Origin of the sequence: Maribacter algarum (ex Zhang et al. 2020) (assembly GCF_005885635.1) — a bacterium.
In the GTDB taxonomy this organism is placed as follows: Bacteria; Bacteroidota; Bacteroidia; order Flavobacteriales; family Flavobacteriaceae; genus Maribacter_C; species Maribacter_C algarum.
On the sequence record NZ_VATY01000002.1, the window covers coordinates 99,006 to 117,319 of the forward strand.

At 40.1% G+C, this 18,314-nt stretch carries 21 protein-coding genes; 19 read left to right on the forward strand and 2 right to left on the reverse strand.

What is annotated here, in order from left to right:
* Positions 1-15: 15 nt before the first annotated feature.
* Genes FEE95_RS09320 through FEE95_RS09330 form a run of 3 tightly spaced genes read left to right on the forward strand, consistent with a single transcriptional unit; the run spans position 16 to position 3,026 of the window.
* The gene (locus tag FEE95_RS09320; RefSeq protein WP_138657675.1) at positions 16-855 is read left to right on the forward strand and encodes an ABC transporter ATP-binding protein; all 840 of its coding nucleotides are present in this window, start codon (positions 16-18) and stop codon (positions 853-855) included.
* Positions 856-866: 11 nt separating this feature from the next.
* Positions 867-1,688, forward strand: coding sequence for an ABC transporter ATP-binding protein (locus FEE95_RS09325; RefSeq protein ID WP_138657676.1), 822 nt, complete (start codon positions 867-869; stop codon positions 1,686-1,688).
* Between the two features lie 36 nt (positions 1,689-1,724).
* On the forward strand, positions 1,725-3,026 hold the full coding sequence (locus FEE95_RS09330; RefSeq protein WP_138657677.1) for an alginate export family protein: 1,302 nt from the start codon (positions 1,725-1,727) through the stop codon (positions 3,024-3,026).
* Here FEE95_RS09330 and FEE95_RS09335 read toward each other — a convergent pair.
* Positions 3,003-3,257 carry a hypothetical protein gene (locus FEE95_RS09335; protein WP_138657678.1) on the reverse strand — a complete coding sequence of 85 codons (255 nt, stop codon included), beginning with the start codon at positions 3,255-3,257 and terminating at the stop codon, positions 3,003-3,005. The genes FEE95_RS09330 and FEE95_RS09335 overlap by 24 nt on opposite strands.
* 1 nt (position 3,258) lies before the next feature.
* Here FEE95_RS09335 and FEE95_RS09340 point away from each other — a divergent pair, with 1 nt between their 5' ends.
* The 3 genes from FEE95_RS09340 (at position 3,259) to FEE95_RS09350 (ending at position 9,051) form a co-directional block, all read left to right on the forward strand.
* Entirely contained in the window at positions 3,259-3,927 is a 669-nt protein-coding gene (locus tag FEE95_RS09340) for a response regulator transcription factor (protein WP_138657679.1), read from the forward strand.
* 150 nt (positions 3,928-4,077) lie between these two features.
* Positions 4,078-7,605, forward strand: coding sequence for a nitrate reductase (locus tag FEE95_RS09345; protein ID WP_138657680.1), 3,528 nt, complete (start codon positions 4,078-4,080; stop codon positions 7,603-7,605).
* A gap of 3 nt (positions 7,606-7,608) precedes the next feature.
* Positions 7,609-9,051: a rubredoxin gene (locus FEE95_RS09350; RefSeq protein ID WP_138657681.1), complete on the forward strand. Its 1,443-nt coding sequence runs from the start codon at positions 7,609-7,611 to the stop codon at positions 9,049-9,051.
* 291 nt (positions 9,052-9,342) lie between these two features.
* Here the strand turns inward: FEE95_RS09350 and FEE95_RS09355 are convergent, their stop codons facing one another.
* The gene (locus FEE95_RS09355; protein ID WP_138657682.1) at positions 9,343-9,984 is read right to left on the reverse strand and encodes a hypothetical protein; all 642 of its coding nucleotides are present in this window, start codon (positions 9,982-9,984) and stop codon (positions 9,343-9,345) included.
* Between the two features lie 172 nt (positions 9,985-10,156).
* Here FEE95_RS09355 and FEE95_RS09360 point away from each other — a divergent pair, with 172 nt between their 5' ends.
* From FEE95_RS09360 to FEE95_RS09420, 13 genes are all read left to right on the forward strand, one after another.
* The gene (locus FEE95_RS09360; protein WP_138657683.1) at positions 10,157-11,308 is read left to right on the forward strand and encodes an NADH-quinone oxidoreductase subunit B family protein; all 1,152 of its coding nucleotides are present in this window, start codon (positions 10,157-10,159) and stop codon (positions 11,306-11,308) included.
* Positions 11,309-11,319: 11 nt separating this feature from the next.
* Entirely contained in the window at positions 11,320-11,595 is a 276-nt protein-coding gene (locus FEE95_RS09365) for a hypothetical protein (protein WP_138657684.1), read from the forward strand.
* Positions 11,596-11,611: 16 nt separating this feature from the next.
* Positions 11,612-11,938 (forward strand): hypothetical protein, encoded by a 327-nt coding sequence (locus FEE95_RS09370; RefSeq protein WP_138657685.1) that lies wholly within the window; start codon positions 11,612-11,614, stop codon positions 11,936-11,938.
* Positions 11,935-12,225 (forward strand): hypothetical protein, encoded by a 291-nt coding sequence (locus tag FEE95_RS09375; protein ID WP_138657686.1) that lies wholly within the window; start codon positions 11,935-11,937, stop codon positions 12,223-12,225. The genes FEE95_RS09370 and FEE95_RS09375 overlap by 4 nt, the downstream gene beginning before the upstream one ends.
* Position 12,226: 1 nt before the next feature.
* Positions 12,227-12,517, forward strand: a complete 291-nt coding sequence (locus FEE95_RS09380) for a hypothetical protein (protein ID WP_138657687.1) — start codon at positions 12,227-12,229, stop codon at positions 12,515-12,517.
* Between the two features lie 7 nt (positions 12,518-12,524).
* Entirely contained in the window at positions 12,525-12,800 is a 276-nt protein-coding gene (locus FEE95_RS09385; protein WP_138657688.1) for a hypothetical protein, read from the forward strand.
* A gap of 31 nt (positions 12,801-12,831) precedes the next feature.
* Entirely contained in the window at positions 12,832-14,706 is a 1,875-nt protein-coding gene (locus FEE95_RS09390) for a nickel-dependent hydrogenase large subunit (protein WP_138657689.1), read from the forward strand.
* Complete coding sequence (locus tag FEE95_RS09395) at positions 14,696-15,238, forward strand: hypothetical protein (protein ID WP_238474543.1); 543 nt, start codon at positions 14,696-14,698, stop codon at positions 15,236-15,238. The genes FEE95_RS09390 and FEE95_RS09395 overlap by 11 nt, the downstream gene beginning before the upstream one ends.
* Positions 15,239-15,242: 4 nt before the next feature.
* Entirely contained in the window at positions 15,243-15,644 is a 402-nt protein-coding gene (locus FEE95_RS09400) for a helix-turn-helix domain-containing protein (protein ID WP_138657690.1), read from the forward strand.
* The gene (locus FEE95_RS09405; RefSeq protein ID WP_138657691.1) at positions 15,641-15,934 is read left to right on the forward strand and encodes a hypothetical protein; all 294 of its coding nucleotides are present in this window, start codon (positions 15,641-15,643) and stop codon (positions 15,932-15,934) included. The genes FEE95_RS09400 and FEE95_RS09405 overlap by 4 nt, the downstream gene beginning before the upstream one ends.
* A 34-nt stretch (positions 15,935-15,968) precedes the next feature.
* Positions 15,969-16,739 carry a DUF6503 family protein gene (locus FEE95_RS09410; protein WP_212748430.1) on the forward strand — a complete coding sequence of 257 codons (771 nt, stop codon included), beginning with the start codon at positions 15,969-15,971 and terminating at the stop codon, positions 16,737-16,739.
* 12 nt (positions 16,740-16,751) lie between these two features.
* Entirely contained in the window at positions 16,752-17,246 is a 495-nt protein-coding gene (locus tag FEE95_RS09415; RefSeq protein ID WP_138657692.1) for a hydrogenase maturation protease, read from the forward strand.
* Between the two features lie 81 nt (positions 17,247-17,327).
* Positions 17,328-18,311, forward strand: a complete 984-nt coding sequence (locus FEE95_RS09420; protein WP_138657693.1) for a DUF6503 family protein — start codon at positions 17,328-17,330, stop codon at positions 18,309-18,311.
* Positions 18,312-18,314 lie beyond the last annotated feature (3 nt).

Below are 18,314 nucleotides of genomic sequence, written 5' to 3' on the forward strand. Positions count from 1 at the left end.
TTATAACTAAAAAAGATGGCATACTTAGAACTAAATAACATCTATAAAACCTATGGAGAAGGAGAAAATGCAACTGAGGTACTTTCAGACATCAATCTCTCCATAGAAGAAGGAGAATTCGTTGCCATCGTCGGCTTTACCGGAAGTGGAAAAACAACTTTGGTAAACCTAATTAACGGACTCTTAAAACCAACCAGCGGGAAGGTTTTGTTCAAAGGAGAACCTGTGGTGGATACGAGTCATGAAAGAGGTGTGATTTTTCAAAACTACTCTTTGTTGCCTTGGTTAAACGTTGGACAGAACGTCTATATGGCGGTCAAAGAAGCCTTTCCAAAAGAAAGTAAAGCGGTATTGAAGCAGCGGGTGAATGAGTATGTCGATATGGTAAGCTTAACACCAGCGATTAACAAAAGACCAAAAGAATTGTCCGGAGGGATGCGTCAGCGTGTAGCTGTAGCCAGAGCCTTAGCGATGAATCCTGAGATGATAATTATGGATGAACCTTTGGGAGCTTTGGATGCCTTAACTAGGGGGAATCTTCAAGACGAGATCTTGAATATCTGGAGTAAAGACAAGCGTACCGCTTTGTTGATTACCAATGATGTAGATGAGGCTATTTATATGGCGGATAGAGTAATTCCTTTAAAGCCAGGGCCAAATGCAACTTTGGGTCCTGAGTTTAAAATTGACATTGACCGTCCAAGAGATAAGACGGCTTTGAATGACAATCCGAATTACAAGAAAACTAGAAATGCAATAATCGAATATCTGATGGATATCGGAGCTGAACGGAAATCTGTTTCTACTGAGGAATATGAACTTCCAGAGATTGCACCGAAAAGCTTTGTAGCCTAAAAAAGGAAATCATGAGTACAGCAACCATAGCACAATCAACAACTGAAAACGGAATCGTATTTCCATCAAAAGTAATGTTGGATTTGTCAAAATTGAAAAAGGTCTACCCAACACCAAAAGGAGATTATGTGGTGTTGGAAGATTTGAACCTTCAAATTATGAAAGAGGAATTCGTAACCATTATTGGTCATTCTGGTTGCGGCAAAACCACGATGCTTTCTATGATTGCGGGATTGAATCCGATTTCGGGTGGAAATATTGCGGTTTTGGGAAATCCTGTAAAAGGTCCCGGCCCGGATAGGGGAGTGATTTTTCAATCCCCCAGTTTAATGCCTTGGATGACCGCTTTGGAAAATGTTTTGTTAGGCGTTAACCAAGTATTTCCACATGCTACAAAATCCCAACGGAAAGATATCGCCAAATACTATTTACACAAAGTAGGCCTTGATGGCGCCTTTAATAAAAAAGCTATGGAACTATCGCAGGGCATGCAACAACGTGTTGGTATTGCCAGAGCCTTTGCGATTAAACCAAAAGTATTGTTACTCGATGAACCTTTCGGAATGTTGGATTCGCTGACCCGTGGAGAGCTACAAGATATTCTGATTGAAATCTGGAACAAAGAAAAAATTACCGCCGTAATGATTACCCACGATGTTGATGAAGCTATTTTCTTAGCTGACCGTGTTGTAATGATGACTAGTGGACCAAGAGCGAAAATCGGAGATATTCTAGACATCGAATTTGAACGCCCTCGGACCCGAAAATCAGTATTGGAACATGACGATTATTACACCTACAGAAAACACTTGATTGACTTTTTAGAACATTAAACCTTAAAACAAACTCATTTTATTAAAAACTGGATTATGAAAAAACAACACTTTATAGTTGTCATGGCATTGCTATGCTCGACATTAAGCTTCGCACAATTTATCCTTGATGGAGAATTCAAACCTCGAACTGAATATCGAAATGGTTTTGGGAGTATCATTCCCGATGAGGCAGACCCTGGTTTTGCTATTGCTACGCGTTTGCGATTGAATGCGAGTTACCAATTTGATTCCTTCAAATTTTACATGAGTCTACAGGATGTGATGGTTTGGGGGGAGAACAGGCAAATCAAGCCTGAGGATAGTAACAATTCCTTTTCCGTATTTCAAGCTTGGGCAGATATCAAATTAGGGGAAGGTTTTTCTACCAAGTTGGGGCGTCAACAGTTAGCGTATGATGACCAGCGTATTTTAGGAGGATTAGATTGGGCCATGCAAGCACGTAACCATGATGCAGGATTGTTGAAGTATAAAAAGGGAGGTTTTATGATGGATGCAGCCTTTGCTTTCAACCAAGATTTTAGCGGAACCACTGGAAACCCAAGCGGATTCCAATCGGTAGGAACAGCGTATAACACCGCAGGTTTCTTTTCGTATAAAACAATGCAAATGTTATATCTAAAGCAAAAATGGGAAACCTTCTCAGTAAGTGCTTTGTTGATGAACAACGGCTTTCAGAATTTTACAGGTGACCCAGCGGTTGCTGACGGATTAAGCAATCTATTGACCGTAGGAACACATTTGAATTATAAAAAGGGAAGCTTCGGAGCCGCTTTTAACGGCTATCTCCAAAGTGGCGAACGTCAAAATAGTCTTGATGTGAGTGGTGCTTATTTATTAGGATTAGACTTTAGTTACAAAGTTTCCAAAGGAGTTACGCTTGGTCTTGGCGCAGAAATCATAAGTGGTAACGATGCCAGTACAGCGGACCAAACGGAGGCCTTTTTTCCACTCTACGGCACTAACCACAAGTTCAACGGATTTATGGATTACTTCTACGTAGGCAACCACGCGAATTCTGTGGGACTAACGGACATTCACGCCAGTGCAAAATTTGCCTTAGGAAAAACTTCAAGCCTGTTGGTTAAAGTCCTGAATTTTAGTGGAGAACAAGAATTGGCCAGCGGAGAAAAGTCCTTAGGAACAGAGGTAGACGTAGTATTCGCCAAAAAATTTAAAGGCTACGGTTTAGCCATCGGCTATTCCCAAATGTTCGCTAGCGAAGGTATGTATGAATTAAAAGGCGTGACAGAAGCCGATGCCGCAGGAAGCCAAAACTGGGCTTGGGTGCAACTCACTATGAAGCCAAAATTTCTAAACACCGCTCCAAAAGACTAAGATAATATTAGTGCTTTGCTTCGATTGGCTATCATGACCCGTGGGGGTTGTGGTAGCTTTTTTATTCATGGTGTCATCCTGAGCGGAGTCAAAGGGCCAGGAACACAAATGGCCTTCGACAGCGCTCAGACTGACATAAGTACAGATAACACCCAACTTCCTACTTCGTATTTCGTACTTCGAACCTTCTAGAGTATCTTTGTACGTATAACTACTTATATTTCTATCCATTTTGAACAAAACCACCATAGTTTTAGTAGATGACCACGTTTTAGTAAGGGATGGTATTCGTGCCCTTTTAGAAAGTGAAGACGATTTGGTTGTGATTGGCGAAGGTGCCGATGGTAACGAGGCGATAGCACTTGTTGAATCGAAAAAACCAGATGTATTGATTATCGATATTCGAATGCCGAAAATGACAGGTATTGAAGCGGTAGAAAAATTAAGTGCGGCAAATACCGAAGTCAAGTGCATTATTCTCTCCATGCATGATTCAGAAGAGTATATTCTACAATCCGTTGCTGCCGGAGCTAAAGGTTATTTATTGAAGGACACCGGAAAAGCTGAATTCATCAAAGCAATTCATACCGTTCAAGAAGGAGGTAAGTACTATAGTGGTGATATATCCAATGTCTTGGTCAATAACTTATTGAACCCAACAAAGAAGCCTTCAGAAAGCCCAAAAAGTGATTCGAGAACGAGTAAACCTTTTGACCTAACGAACAAAGAAATTCAGGTCTTAGAATTGGTCTTATCAGGCCTCACCAACAAACAAATCTCTGAAAAACTACAAAACAGCAAACGCACCGTAGAAACCCACCGTTTTAATTTGATGCGAAAAATGGAAGTTAAAAATTTGATTGACCTTTCCAAAAAAGCTCAAGAGGCTGGATTGATGTAGTTAAAATCTTCAAAATCAATTTAGAGAATCACATAATGGCCCTTTGGTTTTTAGTAATCCCTTAAACTAAAGGCCTATTATTGTGATATTATCACTACGTATTAGTACGTAAATTTCTAATTTGCATATTGCTATTTCGAAGCAGTGGCTATGCAGAAAAAGAAAACGGAAAAGACGATTTGTTCCTATTGTGGTGTGGGTTGCGGTATTGAAGTATCTATTGATACCAAGGGTACGATAACGGTTGAGGGTGATGCTGATTACCCGACGAACAAAGGAATGCTTTGCTCGAAAGGGCGCAACCTCAATTATGTCGCACAAGATACCAGTGACCGTATTTTACACCCTGAAATGCGCTGGAGTAGAAACCACCCCCTTCAAAAAGTGCCGTGGGATACGGCTTTCGAGCGCGCTGCCGCCGTTTTTAAAAGCATTATTGCCAAACATGGCCCTGATAGTGTAGGTTTCTATGTGTCCGGTCAATGTTTGACGGAGGAATATTACCTCGCGAATAAGATTATCAAAGGTTTTATCGGAGCGAATAATATTGATACCAACTCCCGTTTGTGTATGAGTTCGGCGGTAGTAGGTTATAAAAAGACGCTGGGAGAGGATTCCGTACCGATTTCTTATGCCGATATTGAATTGGCGGATACTTTTTTAATAGCAGGTGCCAACCCTGCATGGTGTCATCCGATATTATATCGTCGTTTGGAGCAACGCAAAGCAGATAATCCCGAAGTAAAGGTTATTGTAGTTGACCCACGAAAAACGCAAACAGCCGCAGCGGCTGATTTGCATTTGCAAATACTACCGGGTACTGATGTGATTCTGTTCAATGCTATTGCCCGTTGGTTGATAGAGAGACGAAAAATCGATAAAAATTTTATAAAGAAACATACGGTGAATTTTGAAGCGGTCAAAGAAATGGCCTTTTCGCTTTCTATTCGGAAAGCGGCTGAAAAGTGTGGTATTCCTGCTTCTGAAATCCGTAAAGCAGCGCAGTATATTGGTGAAGCTAGTAAGCTTTTGAGTATGTGGACGATGGGACTCAATCAGAGTGTGATTGGGGTTTCCAAAAATGTATCCCTATTAAACATTTCCCTGTTAACAGGTCAAATCGGAAAGCCCGGTTGCGGTCCCTTTTCCCTTACAGGACAACCTAATGCGATGGGAGGTCGTGAAGTAGGAGGGATGGCGAATCTATTGGCAGCACATAAAGATTTGGGCAATCCCATCCATAGAAAAGAAGTATCCGATTTTTGGGGTGGTAAAGAAATCCAAGCAGAACCCGGTTACACCGCCACTGAAATGTTCGATGCCTTAGAAAAAGGAAAACTAAAAGCCATTTGGATTATCTGTACCAACCCTGCCGTAAGTATGCCCAACGTACACAAAGTGGAACGAGCATTAAAAAATGCGGCTTTTGTAGTAGTACAAGATATTTCCCATAACTCAGAAACAACAAAATTTGCAGATTTACTGCTGCCGGCAGCCGGCTGGTTGGAGAAAGAGGGAACGATGACCAACTCCGAAAGGCGTATCAGTTATTTGCCCAAAGTAATTGACCCACCTGGAGAGGCTTTACCCGATGTAGAAATTTTGTGGCGCTTTGCGCAAGCAATGGGTTTTAAAGGTTTTGACTATAAGAATGCCAGCGAAGTCTATGACGAACATTGTCTGTTGACCAAAGGCACCAACATTGACATCTCTGGTCTCAATTATGAACGTTTGAAAAGCGAAGGTAGCTTTCAGTGGCCGGTGCCGCATGCTACGCATCCGGGTACGCCAAGATTATTTACTGATTTTAATTTTCACACGAATGATAAAAAGGCGCATTTCAATGTTCCGCAAAGTTTATATAATTCATCCGAAGAAACCGATGTCAACTTTCCTTTAATCCTAAATACAGGAAGGGTGCGTGACCAATGGCATACCCGAACCAAAACGGGTAAAGTAAAACGTCTTTCGACCCATATACCGCAGCCCTATCTTGAGATGAACAAGGTGGACGCCTATCTAAGAAAATTGAAAGATGGTGATATTGCCGTTATCAAAAGTCGTAGGGGTGAGGTGCAGGTGAAGGTAAACGTGACCAGCGATATTCGTGATGGTGTTGTTTTTCTACCTATGCATTGGGGCAAAGTATTGAACAATGATTTTGGCCGCGCCAATAACATTACGAATGATATCGTCGACCCTGTTTCCAAAGAACCCGATTTTAAATACTGTGCGGTTCAGGTCGAAAAGTTTGTGAAGCCAGAACAGAAAATAATAGTGATTGGCGCTGGCGCTGCATCGTATCGTTTTATACAATCCTATCGGGAGAAAAATCAGAAAGATGAACTACATGTATTTTCCAAAGAGAAAGACCCTTTTTACAATCGGGTTTTACTTCCGGAATATGTGAGTGATGAATTGTCATGGGAATCCCTAGAAAAACTTAAGCAAGGTGAACTGCAAAAGTTGCATGTAAATCTACATCCCGACATCGGAATAACAAACATTGATGAAACTGCAAAAAAGGTTACCGATACGAATGGCGATGAACATTCCTATGACCTATTGGTTATGGCTACAGGTAGCCGCGCATTCGTGCCCAGTGAAGTGAATATGGCTGTACCCGGTCGGTTTACCATGCGAGAACGCAGAGATGCCGATAAACTAAAGCACTACTTACAAGAAACCGGCTTAGTAGCTGAAGAGCAGCACGTTGTCATTGTAGGCGGTGGTCTATTGGGATTGGAACTCGCAGCCGCCTTAAAGAAAATAAACATCAACATCAGTATCGTACAACGGGCTCCCCGATTGATGGAGCGACAGTTAGATAATATAGCGAGCCGCCTATTGGCAGAGGATGTTGTTGAACGTGGCATCAATATCTATTTTGATAACGAGGTGAGTACCGTTTTTGAAGAAAAAGAGAATCCGAATTCCCTGCTGGTTAATCTGAAAACGGGGCGGACCATACAATGCAACGCTATTGTATATGCGATTGGTACGCGGCCCAATATCGAATTGGCAAAACGAGCGAATTTGAAAACGCGACGAGGAGTGGTGGTCAATTCGTATCTGCAGACAAGTATCCCTTCGATATATGCCCTAGGTGAAATTGCAGAGTTTGAAAACGCACTATTCGGCATCACATCTGCTGCGGAACAGCAGGCAGATATTGCCGCCAATTATATACTGGGAGATTTTAGCAGTATTTATAAGGGCTCTGTATTGATGAATATTCTAAAGTTCGAGAATCTGGATTTGTGTAGTATCGGTATGGTGAACGCCCCAAAGGACGATAGTACTTATGAGGAAATTATTTTGATGGATGTCAGTAAGCGTTTCTATAAAAAATGTATTGTCAAAGATGATACTTTGAAAGGAGCGATTCTGATGGGTGATAAAAATGAATTTGCGGAGTTCAAACGCCTTATCGAAGAAGAAATCGAACTTTCTGAAAAACGAAATGAACTGTTGCGGGGAGCATTAAATACAGTTCCCCTAAAAGGAAAATTGCTTTGTTCGTGCAGTCAAGTAGGAGAGGGTAATGTATTGGATGCAATTACTGCTGGCTGTGATGATTTTATTAAACTCTGTTCAGAAACCGGAGCAGGTTTGGGCTGTGGTAGTTGCAAACCTGAAGTGAAGGCTTTGTTGGACGGTCAATTGGTTAACGCATAAAAAATGAACGACGATTTACATCGCATACTCATACGCGGAGGAGTAACCTCTCCAGGGGAATTGAAAGATGTTATTTCAATGCTGGAAACTGCAGGGTTGAAAGAAGTCAATTTTGGTTCGCGCCAAGATTTGCTTTTTCCCATTAACGCAGCTGATGAGGAACAATTGGAAAGTATTTCGCAATTCAATACAGATATTATCGGAGAACGCAAGTATCAGAATATCGTTTGCAGTTATGTTTCGGCAGATATATTTGATATGACCTATTGGTTGAAAGGGTCCACCTATCTCTATATTCTTGAGGGGTTTGATTACAACCCCAAACTTAAAATCAATATCACGGACCCGAAACAACGCTTGGTACCTATTTTTAGTGGGGACCTGAATTTTGTGGCTTCAGAAAGTGAAGACTATTGGTATTTGAATGTCAAACTTCCCCATTGGGAGCGGTCAGGGTATTATCCCGTATTGATTTACACGTGGGATATCGCTAACATTTCCCAAGCTATTGAAACCATTTATGAGGATATTCAAGATGTAGAAGAGCTCTTTTTTGTACTCAGTAAAAAGTTGGATACGAATAACAAAGCCATTGAAAAAGAATTGAAAATAGAGTACATAACTTTCCCCTATTACGAGGGAATGAACCGCATGGGGATTGACCAATATTGGTTGGGCTTGTATTGGCGTAACAACAAATATGACCTCGCTTTTTTAAAGGAATTCTGTGGTTTCTGTTTGGACAACAGTATCGGTAAAATATGTATTACCCCATGGAAGTCCTTCATTGTAAAAGGAATAAAAAAAGACAGTCGCTTAGAATTAGAACGCTTTTTAGGTCAATGGGGAATCAATGTGCGCCACTCCCAATTGGAGATGAATTGGCATGTACCTGTAGATGATGCTGAGGCACTGGAGCTGAAAAAATTCTTAGTCCGTAGTTTTGACCAAAATGATATTAGCACATACGGATTAACTTTCGGAATTAGTAACGATGTCGGTAAACGTTCTCATTTTGCTTCTGTGATTATTGAAAAGAATGCGCCCCCAGCGATTGTAAAAGACTTCGAAGTTCGACCAACCTATAATGTGCTCCACTTTGAAAACTTTGACCCCAATACTCAAAAATACATCGCCTATGCTCAAGATGTGGATAAAATAGAACTCCCGGGACTGTTGATGGAACTCAGTAAAAAGTACTTTGCCCAATTGGGTAAATCGACAACCAAAGAAGAACCTGTCAAGAACAAAAACGAAAAACAAACCCAGAAGGTCTATCAATGTAAATCTTGTTTCACTATATATGACAAATTGTATGGCGATGCTAAAGCGGGAGTATCCGCGGGAACCATTTTTAAAGATTTAAGCGAATCGTATCAATGTCCGGTTTGTAATTCTCCAAAGGATAATTTTGAGAAAGTAGAGTTAGAAGTCAATAGTTTTTAGTTCAAGAAGTTTTTTTGCTATATAAATTTTATTGATTTATTTCCTAATTTAGTAGAGCAAAAGACGCATAAAATTTGCATCGATTTGTACTATTTTGAACCGAGTTTAGAGTTCGGTTAATCATTTAAAATAAGAGTTGTAAAAACCCTGACAGTTAATATATTATGATGATAGAATTAGTTCTGTCATCCCGACGAAGAAAAAGTGATTTGCATTGGCAAATCACTTTTTTTGTTTTTGGAAATAGGTCGAATTAAGTTCTTAGTACTTTAGAACCCTATTTTATTTATATCAAGGCAAGTTGTCAAGTGAGCATCCCCGCCCGCGATCATAATTAATGGCCGCAAATACCGCCTCGATAGTTGCTTGGTAATGGTTGAGCCCTCCTTGTATTGCCGCTGAATAGGTTCTGCAACCGCAATCTTTGGCTGCTGGACTAAAATCACTATTCTTTAAAACCTCGCATACTGATGGTGCATCTCTAGGTTCTTCGGGAAGATCAGGATATAAGGATGGTAATTCAGGAAAAATGGGTCGTATCGGACCAAATGCGGGATTTTTATAATAATGGACTTTAAAAGCTTCCTGAAATGAGTTTAGGGGGAAATCAGTTTTAGCATAACTCTTTTCAAAGGTTTTAAAAAGAAAAGTATCAAAAAAGCGTATTTTCTTTTCAAAGTCATAAATATCTTTAATAGGATATTCCATTTGAGAAAGTACCTCGATACTACGTTGTATTTTTTCTAGATTCTCCTTGGACATTATTGGCTCTTCCTTCTTTTGTTTCAACCTACTTTTGGCCAAAACCTGTTCTATTTTGTTGGAACCCTGGTCGTCTTCAAATGAAGTATCTCCACGTTCTTTAGAACATGAAGCTAAAACCAATGCAGCTATCATTAAGGCTGCGCTAAAAAATTTGATAAACATTCTCATAATCGTATAGTTTATAATTACACCATCTTTATGGTAGGACTCAGAAAAGGTTAACATCTGTATCTATTTTTCTTCAAGAAGTATGTGAAACCTAACTTTAGAAAATGTTTTCTAGAGGCAAAAGGGGTGTTTCTTGTCAATTACTCAACTTTTCTCTTAACTTTATGAGAATATGACACAATCTTTAGCCAATCATTTTCAAGGTCCCATTCCTAATGTTTTTGACGAGGTACATGCCTTTTGGATTGCAGGAGGCAGCTGCGATGGATGTTCTATTGCTACCGTAGGGGCTACAAGTCCATCTGTGGAAAATCTCTTAAATGGAACGATTCCAGGAGCGGCAAAAGTAATTTTACACCACCCGGTTTTAGCGGTCAATGCAGGCGAAGCATTTATAGAACCGTTTAGGCTAGCCGCCAAAGGAGAGCTTGGTGCTCCATTTGTAGTACTGTGCGAAGGCTCAATTATGGATGAAAGTTTGGCAGCCGAAACAGGCGGTTATTGGTCAGGACTTGGAGCTGATGAGGACGAAAATGGAGATCCACAGCCCATTCCTTCCTCCAGTTGGGTTACCCGAATGTCAGTACATGCCGCGGCAGTAATAGCAGTAGGTACTTGTGCAACTTGGGGAGGTGTTCCAGCCGCAGCGAATAATCCCACCAACGCGGCAAGCGTGATGGATCTATTAGGAGAGGATTATCGAAGTATTCTAGGATTACCAGTTGTAAATATACCAGGATGTGCACCACAAGGAGATAATATTACAGAGACAATTGCCGCCGTACTTTTATTCTTAAACGGATTGGCTCCCCTCCCTGAATTTGATGAGCTCGGAAGACCTCAATGGTTATTTGATGAAACGGTACATAGAGGTTGTACGAGGGCAGGCTTTTACGAGGAAGGCACTTTTGCCGAAGAACATGGCGATAAAGAATGTCTTGTTGAAATTGGTTGTTGGGGTCCTGTTGTACAATGTAACATAAATAAAAGAGGAGCTATCAATAATGCTGGCGGATGTATGAATGTTGGTGCACCATGTATCGGTTGTACAATGCCAGGTTTTCCGGATAGCTTCGCGCCATTTTATAAAACACCTCCAGGAACCATGGTTTCTTCAAATATTTCTAGAGTAACCGGAACGGTTATTCGTAATTTGAGGGAAATGTCAATGGGTAATCTAAACCGAACCACAAAATGGGACAAAGATGGTCATGTACCTTCAGGGTGGGGTCATGTTAAAGAACCTAATCTAGTAAAGAAGGTGGTAAAGTATGCGTATCAAAAAATGCAGTTTAGTGATAGCCCAAAACCAGGTTCCAAATAATAAGCATAGCAATGGAAAACGAAACACTTTTTAACGAATGGTTAATCGGACTTGGATTGGTCTCATTAATTGTAGTGATTGCCGCAGTACTTTTGATATTGGTATTCCTAGCGGCAAAGCGAATCTTAAGATTGGCTGGATCTGCTTTGGAAATTGTTACTCAAATAAAAAATAATACGCTACCCATTTGGGAATTGGAAACTACTAACAAGGTTGCAGTTGATATTCAAAATGAAGCGGAAGCAATTCAAGCACATGCTACCTTGGTAGCTGAAGCCTTGGAATAATTAAGAGAATAAAATTATGAGTACAGGAATACAGTTATGGATAATCTCTTTGATCATCGGCCTAGTAGTCATTGGCGTAGTGGCTTTTCTTCTCAGTTTGGTTAAGAAAACTGCCATTAAGATTGATAATACTGCTGCAGACATTTGGACGCAGGGAAAACTAACGGCAAACAATACGATTCATATCCCTTTGTTCTTGACCAAAACGAACCAGGTGGCGGGTAAAATCCTAAAAGCCGCAGTGGCTATTGTTGGTGGTTCAAAAGCGATAAACCAGCATATTGAAGGTTGCCCGGGCTGTCCTCATTGTATCCTACAATCCTCTGAAAATAATGTCTTATGAGCTTATTATTAATGGTTATTACAATTCTGGCGGTACTCCTTTTGGTTTATGTTTTGGTGCATTATCTGCGAGGAATCATCAAACTCTTAACCAGCATTGGTGGTAGTGGCTCTAGTTATTTGGCTAAATTAAGACTTGGTCTTAGAGCGATTGAAACTGAAACCGGACACCTTCCTGTGCAAGTAACAAAATTGAATGGTGCCTTGACGGAAGTAGCAGGTGGACTTAAGGTGGTTGACGAGCAATTGGAGGAATCTATAAACGCTGCAGTAAAACAAAAAGTTTAGTATGGAAGCTGTAAACATTTTATGGTTGATATTATTAGTAGTTACGGTACTTGTACTACCGTATCTAATATACTTGTTACATAAAACTTGGCAGGCATCCAGATCCATAGAGCGATATTTTAAGGAAATGAAAGAAGCAGGTATTGGAATTGCAAACAATACAGAACATGTCAAAGCTTTAGATGATACTATAGGTGTCGCTTCAGGTATTTTAGGAGTTGCTGGATCTATAAATGAACATTCGGATACCTTAAAAACAACCTTAGCTGCCAGGGCTGAACAAATAAATTAGAAATTCAATGGATTCGACGACACTATTTATAGCTACCTTAATTATCGTTACCTTGTTGGTTTTGGTATTGGTCATATATCTGATATTGATTATCGTTGCCCTTAGAAGGGCTGGTACCCATTTGGAGGGTCTGGCAGGAGGGCTTCAAAAAATACAAGATGATACTGGACCCTTAGGGGAAAAAGTAGGTGTCATTAATGGTGCATTAGGACAACTCCACGGTGGATTATCTTCTGTAGATTCTCATTTAGTGGCCATTGCAAAAGTTTTAAAACTAGCCTGATTAAAAAATAATTGAAATAACAAGAACGCCTATGTGCTTTAAAAATTTACCGATTGCATTTGATGATGAGGGAAACGCCTATTTAAAGGAAGGTCTTAAAGACCCATATGAGCACAAAGTGGTCGATTTAGGTGAAGAGCAAGAAGTCTTAAAAGGCTTGTTGGAACGCAACGGATTTATCAGAAATATCGACTATGATCCGGTAACCCGGGTTGCCGGGGCGCTTGCTTTTCACAGCGTTGTTGACTTGGAAAAAAAGAAAGTATTGTCTACGAATTCCATGGCTACCCTATTTCGTGGTTATGAAGTAATTTTAAAAGGTAGAGACCCAAGAGATGCCGCTTATATAAGTAGTAGAGCCTGTGGAGTATGTGGTGGCGTGCACGCTACAACGGCAGCTTTGGCTATTGAAATGGCTTTGGATATCAAGCCACCACCTTTGGGCATTGTTATGCGTAATATTTTATTGGCAATTGAATACCTATACGATCATCCGCTACACCTTTTCTTGTTGGCCGGTCCTGATTATTCAGAAGAATTGGTTCGCGAGACTAATCCTGAACTAATAGATAAGGCAGCAGAAACTAAAGCTAAGAATAAGGATGTTCATGGTTATGATACCGTTTTGGATATCATGAAAGATTTGAACCCGCTTAAAGGCAAATTGTACCTAGAGGCATTGAGTATGACCCGTGTCGCAAGAGAAGCATACGTTTTAATCGGAGGTAAATATCCCCATCCCCAGTCGGTTGTGCCAGGCGGACTTTCGGTTACAGTTACTGCTTCAGTTCTTAATGAAGTTTACAGTAGGTTGATTAAGTTTTTCGATTATAGCCAAAAGGTTACGGGGATTTGGGATGATGTATTTGATTTCTTCCTAGAAAGTAATCCCGAATATGCGAAGTGTGGCATTCGACCCGCTACCATGATGGATACCGGAGTTTGGGACAGACCGGACCATTACGATGCCTCATTTGCGAATTGTGATAAATGGGGAGAAGCAAGATGGTCTACGCCAGGCGTTTTAGTTGATGGCGAGGTGGTGACAACAAAACTTACCGAATTGAACGCTGGTATAGAAGAATTTGTAGAACATTCTTACTATGAAAAATGGGATGGACATCGTTTTAAGGAGGATGCTAATGGAATGCCTTTGAGTCCAAACCATCCTTGGAACAAGGAGACTATTCCGAAACCAGGAAAGCAGAGTTGGAAAGATAGATACAGTTGGGATACTGCGCCTACTTGGGACAGAATGCCAATGGAAGCGGGTGCCTATACCAGAATGTATATGACTGCAAAAGCACAAAAAGCGCCTGCTAGCAAATTTTTGGAAAATACAGGTACGAGTATGAAAATTAAAGTACCGAAGCATTTTTTACCTGAAAAAACCTTGGAATGGAAAATTCCAGAACACTGGAACGCTTTTGAGCGCAACAGAGCAAGGGCTTATTGTATACCTTATTCAGCGATGGTCGCCATGGAAAATTGGTTGCTTGCCATGGATCTCATCAAGAACGGAGAAACAAAGGTTAGTGTACCTTATGAAATTCCTAAAAAAGGAACACATATTGGATTTGGTGCATGGGGTGCCGGTAGAGGTTTCCTAACCCACCACCTTATAGTTGAAAATGGTGTCATCGAAAATTATCAAATTATCACTCCTTCTACATTGAATGCTGCGCCAAGAACCCCTTGGGGTGAAATGGGTCCGTATGAAGAAGCTGTACTTAATACACCCATTCTTGAAAAATTCGATAAACCTGAGGATTATAAGGGCATCGATATTCTAAGGGCTATCCGCAGTTTTGATCCGTGTATGCCTTGCACAACTCATATCATGGCCAAGGATTCAGATCATATGGTAACAAGAGAGGTAACGACCTGTGCCTGTGGTGTCGAATAATGTTCTAATTGGTACAGTTGGTTATCATCTATTGCGTAATCATTCTGTCGGCCCTATCTTGCTTCCGCAACTAAACGCAAAAGCTTGGAATGAGCAAGTGAGCATTGAAGAAATGAACTGGGGCCCAATTGCCATTGTTCAATATTTTCAAACACTTGAGATTCCGTTTGATAGAGTTATCTTTTTAGTGGCATTGGAGAGACAAGAGCGAAAAATTGGTGATATCTCCGTTTATCAATGGTTGGGAAAACTACCTGATGAACAGCAAATTCAAGCTTGTGTAGGTGATGCAGCGACGGGTGTAATTTCAGTTGAAAATCTACTTGTGATAGGTGAATTCTTCAAAATTTGGCCCAAAGAGGTGTTTTTAGTCGATGTTGAGCCCGGCCCGGAGCAGGCAGGTGAGCATCTAACTGATGAAGTAAAAGATAAGATTCCTGAAATTTTACGTATTTTAGAAGAGCTAACGCTGGATGGAGAAGTTTTGATGGAAACTGAAAAGTTGCAAGGCGATACGCTATTCGAAGAGTAAGAATATGAATGATAAAATAGAAGACAGCCCATTACGTTCCCTTTTTTGGAAAGATGAAATTCTTCAGGTGCTTTACTGGATGCGTGGTGAAGGTATTGGGTCAGAAGTTAGTTTACTCCAAATACTTCCCTTTTTAAATACTTCCTATCAAAATTTAGAGTACCACCTCAACAAAATCAAGGATGAGGGTTTACTTATTGGTGAAAAGAAAGATGGTACCATCCATTATCAATTATCGGAAACTGGCAAAAAACTAGGAGGACGTCAGTTTGCTGAGGCATTTCAAGGCATGCAAAAAGCGGGTCATGGTGAATGTGGTCCTGATTGCGAATTTTGTTATGGTACCGATGGTGTAAAGCTAGAAAATTGTGTTCATAATTGTGCTAGCAGTCCCCAATCAATATGAGACCAATCCTATTCAATAATGTAGAGTTCAAAGAAATCATGGAGTATGTGCAAGAATTGGTGAAGCAAGCAGACACTATCCCTGACGAGGAAACTAAGGAACTTACAAAGGAAATATTGAAGTATTTTGATTTAATGCATCGTGAGCCACTATCCCGAATGCTACAGGCAATAGAGAGCAGCTATCCTGACTTAAAAGACACTCTAAAACAAGACTATACCATAAATACTTTGTTGGAATTATATGATTTTGAGAATACAAACCTCCCGAATATTGAAAAAGAGACCTAACGTATTTTTTATTTTAATAGTAAGCTTTCTCATATTGAGTTGTAAAAGAGAAGTCAAAGAAGAAGCTATAAAACCCAAACAGGTAAATCGTGAATTGAACCAAGCTGAAAAACTGGTCAATGAAGCCATAAATCATGCTGGGGGTATGGACAAATGGGCCTCCAAAAAAACGTTGACTTATACGAAAAATATTCAAAGCTATGATTCCATAGGCAACTTGATTCGGACTGTGGCGCAGGTACATAAGTACCAATTAAAACCTTCGTTTAAAGCGAATATGAGCTGGGAACAAGATGGGAACAAACATGAAATAGTCAATAATGGCAAGCAGTCATGGAAATTACTGAACGGGAAAATTCAAGATGACAAGGCTTCAGTAAATATTGCCTGGAATTCTTCATTCGGTTCTCAGTATATGGTAAGCATGCCATTTAAATTAAAAGCTCCCGGGACTATATTAAACTATGAAGGGATTGATACATTATCAAATAATCGAATAGTACATAAGCTCAAGGTTACCTATGAAAAGGGAGCTGGAAGCGCAGGAGGAATGCACACTTGGTATTACTTTTTAAATAAGGATAATTATCAATTTGAGGCAAATTTTTTAGACCACGGAAAGGGATTCTCATATACTGATTATGAGACCTTTATAAAAGTTGACGGCATAGAAATTACCAAGGAAAGAAAAAGCTATGCTTCTAATGCAATTATGGAAACTACTTACCTAAAAACAATTTACAGTAATACCAATATTAAGTTTGATAAGGAATTCCCCGAAAACCTGTTTCAGGTCGATAATTAGAACTTTTGAAAAGTGCAGAAAAAAATCCTCATTGCGGGTGTTGGAAATGAATTAAAGCAAGATGATGCTTTTGGGATTGAATTTGCTAAAATATTTAGACCCAAGGTCGCTCACTTAGATAACATCATGGTCATGGAAGTGGGTATTGGAGGTATTCATTTGGTGCAAGAGTTGCACGCAAGTTATGATATTTTGGTTCTAGTAGATGCTGTGGCTTGGGGGGAAGAAGCCGGACATATCTATTTTCGGGAAATGGAAAAGGTGTCTGATATTGAGGAGATGCCTGTTTTTGAAAAACGGGTTTTTTTGGCGGACATGCATTACACGAACCCCATTAGGGCTTTAATGCTGGCGAAAGCGTTGAAGGTATTGCCTGCTGAAGTTTATATTCTGGGTTGCGAAGCGGCAGAACATGATGATTTCGCAATAGGAATGACAACCGTGGTCACCGAAGCAATTCCAAAAGCTATAGATAAATTGCTAAGCTGGTTGTCCATAAAAATTTAGAACATTTAAAATTATTGAGCGCATCGTAATCTTTTAGTATTAAACACAAATTTTGTAACTTTAGAGTATAAATAGAATATTATGAATCAGGAAGTTAAGTCACCCCAGGGCCCTAATAAAGTTGAGAAGAAATCCGAAGAAAAAATTCCTTGGTGGTTTAATCTGCAGGTAAAAGATTTGGTAAAACCCATTACCATAAAACGAATGCAATTATTATCTGCAGGGGCACTGCTACTTGCTTTAATTGCTGGTGGATTTTATGCCTGGGAAAACTTCTTGAGGGAGCCTACAGGAGCTGAATTTGTTGATGAAATTGTGGATGCTGCAGGTGGTCTTGATACATGGAAAGGTATTGAACATGGACAGTTTACACGCACGCATAATTTGTATGACGATTCGGGAGAATTGTTAAAGTCTACTGAGGAGACTTTTTATTTTAAAAGAGGAAAAGAAGGCTTAAAGCTACAAGTAAAATCTGTTGGCTCTGACGATAGCGAAGTAGTTGTAGGTAAAGATGACGAAGGATTTTGGGCAACAAAAGACAACCAAACGGTGGACCCAATGATTGCAGCTAAGGATGAAGGAATGATGTGCGATTCTAAATTTTGCGACCCGCAATGTGCTTCTTCGATGGCATTTTTTAGATTTTCAATGCCATTCAAGCTAAAAGATAGTGGCGTGAATGCTAGTTTGGCATCAACGGGATTCAATATTGCCGAGTTGAATTTGTTAGGTGGTTCGGGAAAAGAACCGACTTTGCTTGATATTTCGTATGACCGTACGGTAGGGAAGGATAGCTGGCGATTTTATGTTGACCCTCAGGATAAATTGATTCACAAAGTTGAATATTACAATAAGTCAGATAAAGGCGAAATTCGTCCAGAAGAAATTTATTGGACAGATCATAAAACCGTTGACGGAATAACATTTAGCCACCGGTGGACAAGGTATTGGCCTAACGGCAAGGTTATGGATGAATATGTTTATTCAGATGTAAATTTAGATAGTGAATTGCCAGACGAATTTTTCAATAGAAGAAATTCTTTGGGAATTGCAGACCGATAAAAT

What these genes read in the sequence shown, in the direction of transcription:
- FEE95_RS09320 (WP_138657675.1), top strand. Translation starts at nt 16, where the DNA reads ATGGCATACTTAGAACTAAATAACATCTATAAAACCTATGGAGAAGGA.
- FEE95_RS09325 (WP_138657676.1), top strand. Translation starts at nt 867, where the DNA reads ATGAGTACAGCAACCATAGCACAATCAACAACTGAAAACGGAATCGTA.
- FEE95_RS09330 (WP_138657677.1), top strand. Translation starts at nt 1,725, where the DNA reads ATGAAAAAACAACACTTTATAGTTGTCATGGCATTGCTATGCTCGACA.
- FEE95_RS09335 (WP_138657678.1), bottom strand. Translation starts at nt 3,257, where the DNA reads ATGGATAGAAATATAAGTAGTTATACGTACAAAGATACTCTAGAAGGT.
- FEE95_RS09345 (WP_138657680.1), top strand. Translation starts at nt 4,078, where the DNA reads ATGCAGAAAAAGAAAACGGAAAAGACGATTTGTTCCTATTGTGGTGTG.
- FEE95_RS09350 (WP_138657681.1), top strand. Translation starts at nt 7,609, where the DNA reads ATGAACGACGATTTACATCGCATACTCATACGCGGAGGAGTAACCTCT.
- FEE95_RS09355 (WP_138657682.1), bottom strand. Translation starts at nt 9,984, where the DNA reads ATGAGAATGTTTATCAAATTTTTTAGCGCAGCCTTAATGATAGCTGCA.
- FEE95_RS09360 (WP_138657683.1), top strand. Translation starts at nt 10,157, where the DNA reads ATGACACAATCTTTAGCCAATCATTTTCAAGGTCCCATTCCTAATGTT.
- FEE95_RS09365 (WP_138657684.1), top strand. Translation starts at nt 11,320, where the DNA reads ATGGAAAACGAAACACTTTTTAACGAATGGTTAATCGGACTTGGATTG.
- FEE95_RS09370 (WP_138657685.1), top strand. Translation starts at nt 11,612, where the DNA reads ATGAGTACAGGAATACAGTTATGGATAATCTCTTTGATCATCGGCCTA.
- FEE95_RS09375 (WP_138657686.1), top strand. Translation starts at nt 11,935, where the DNA reads ATGAGCTTATTATTAATGGTTATTACAATTCTGGCGGTACTCCTTTTG.
- FEE95_RS09380 (WP_138657687.1), top strand. Translation starts at nt 12,227, where the DNA reads ATGGAAGCTGTAAACATTTTATGGTTGATATTATTAGTAGTTACGGTA.
- FEE95_RS09385 (WP_138657688.1), top strand. Translation starts at nt 12,525, where the DNA reads ATGGATTCGACGACACTATTTATAGCTACCTTAATTATCGTTACCTTG.
- FEE95_RS09390 (WP_138657689.1), top strand. Translation starts at nt 12,832, where the DNA reads ATGTGCTTTAAAAATTTACCGATTGCATTTGATGATGAGGGAAACGCC.
- FEE95_RS09400 (WP_138657690.1), top strand. Translation starts at nt 15,243, where the DNA reads ATGAATGATAAAATAGAAGACAGCCCATTACGTTCCCTTTTTTGGAAA.
- FEE95_RS09405 (WP_138657691.1), top strand. Translation starts at nt 15,641, where the DNA reads ATGAGACCAATCCTATTCAATAATGTAGAGTTCAAAGAAATCATGGAG.
- FEE95_RS09420 (WP_138657693.1), top strand. Translation starts at nt 17,328, where the DNA reads ATGAATCAGGAAGTTAAGTCACCCCAGGGCCCTAATAAAGTTGAGAAG.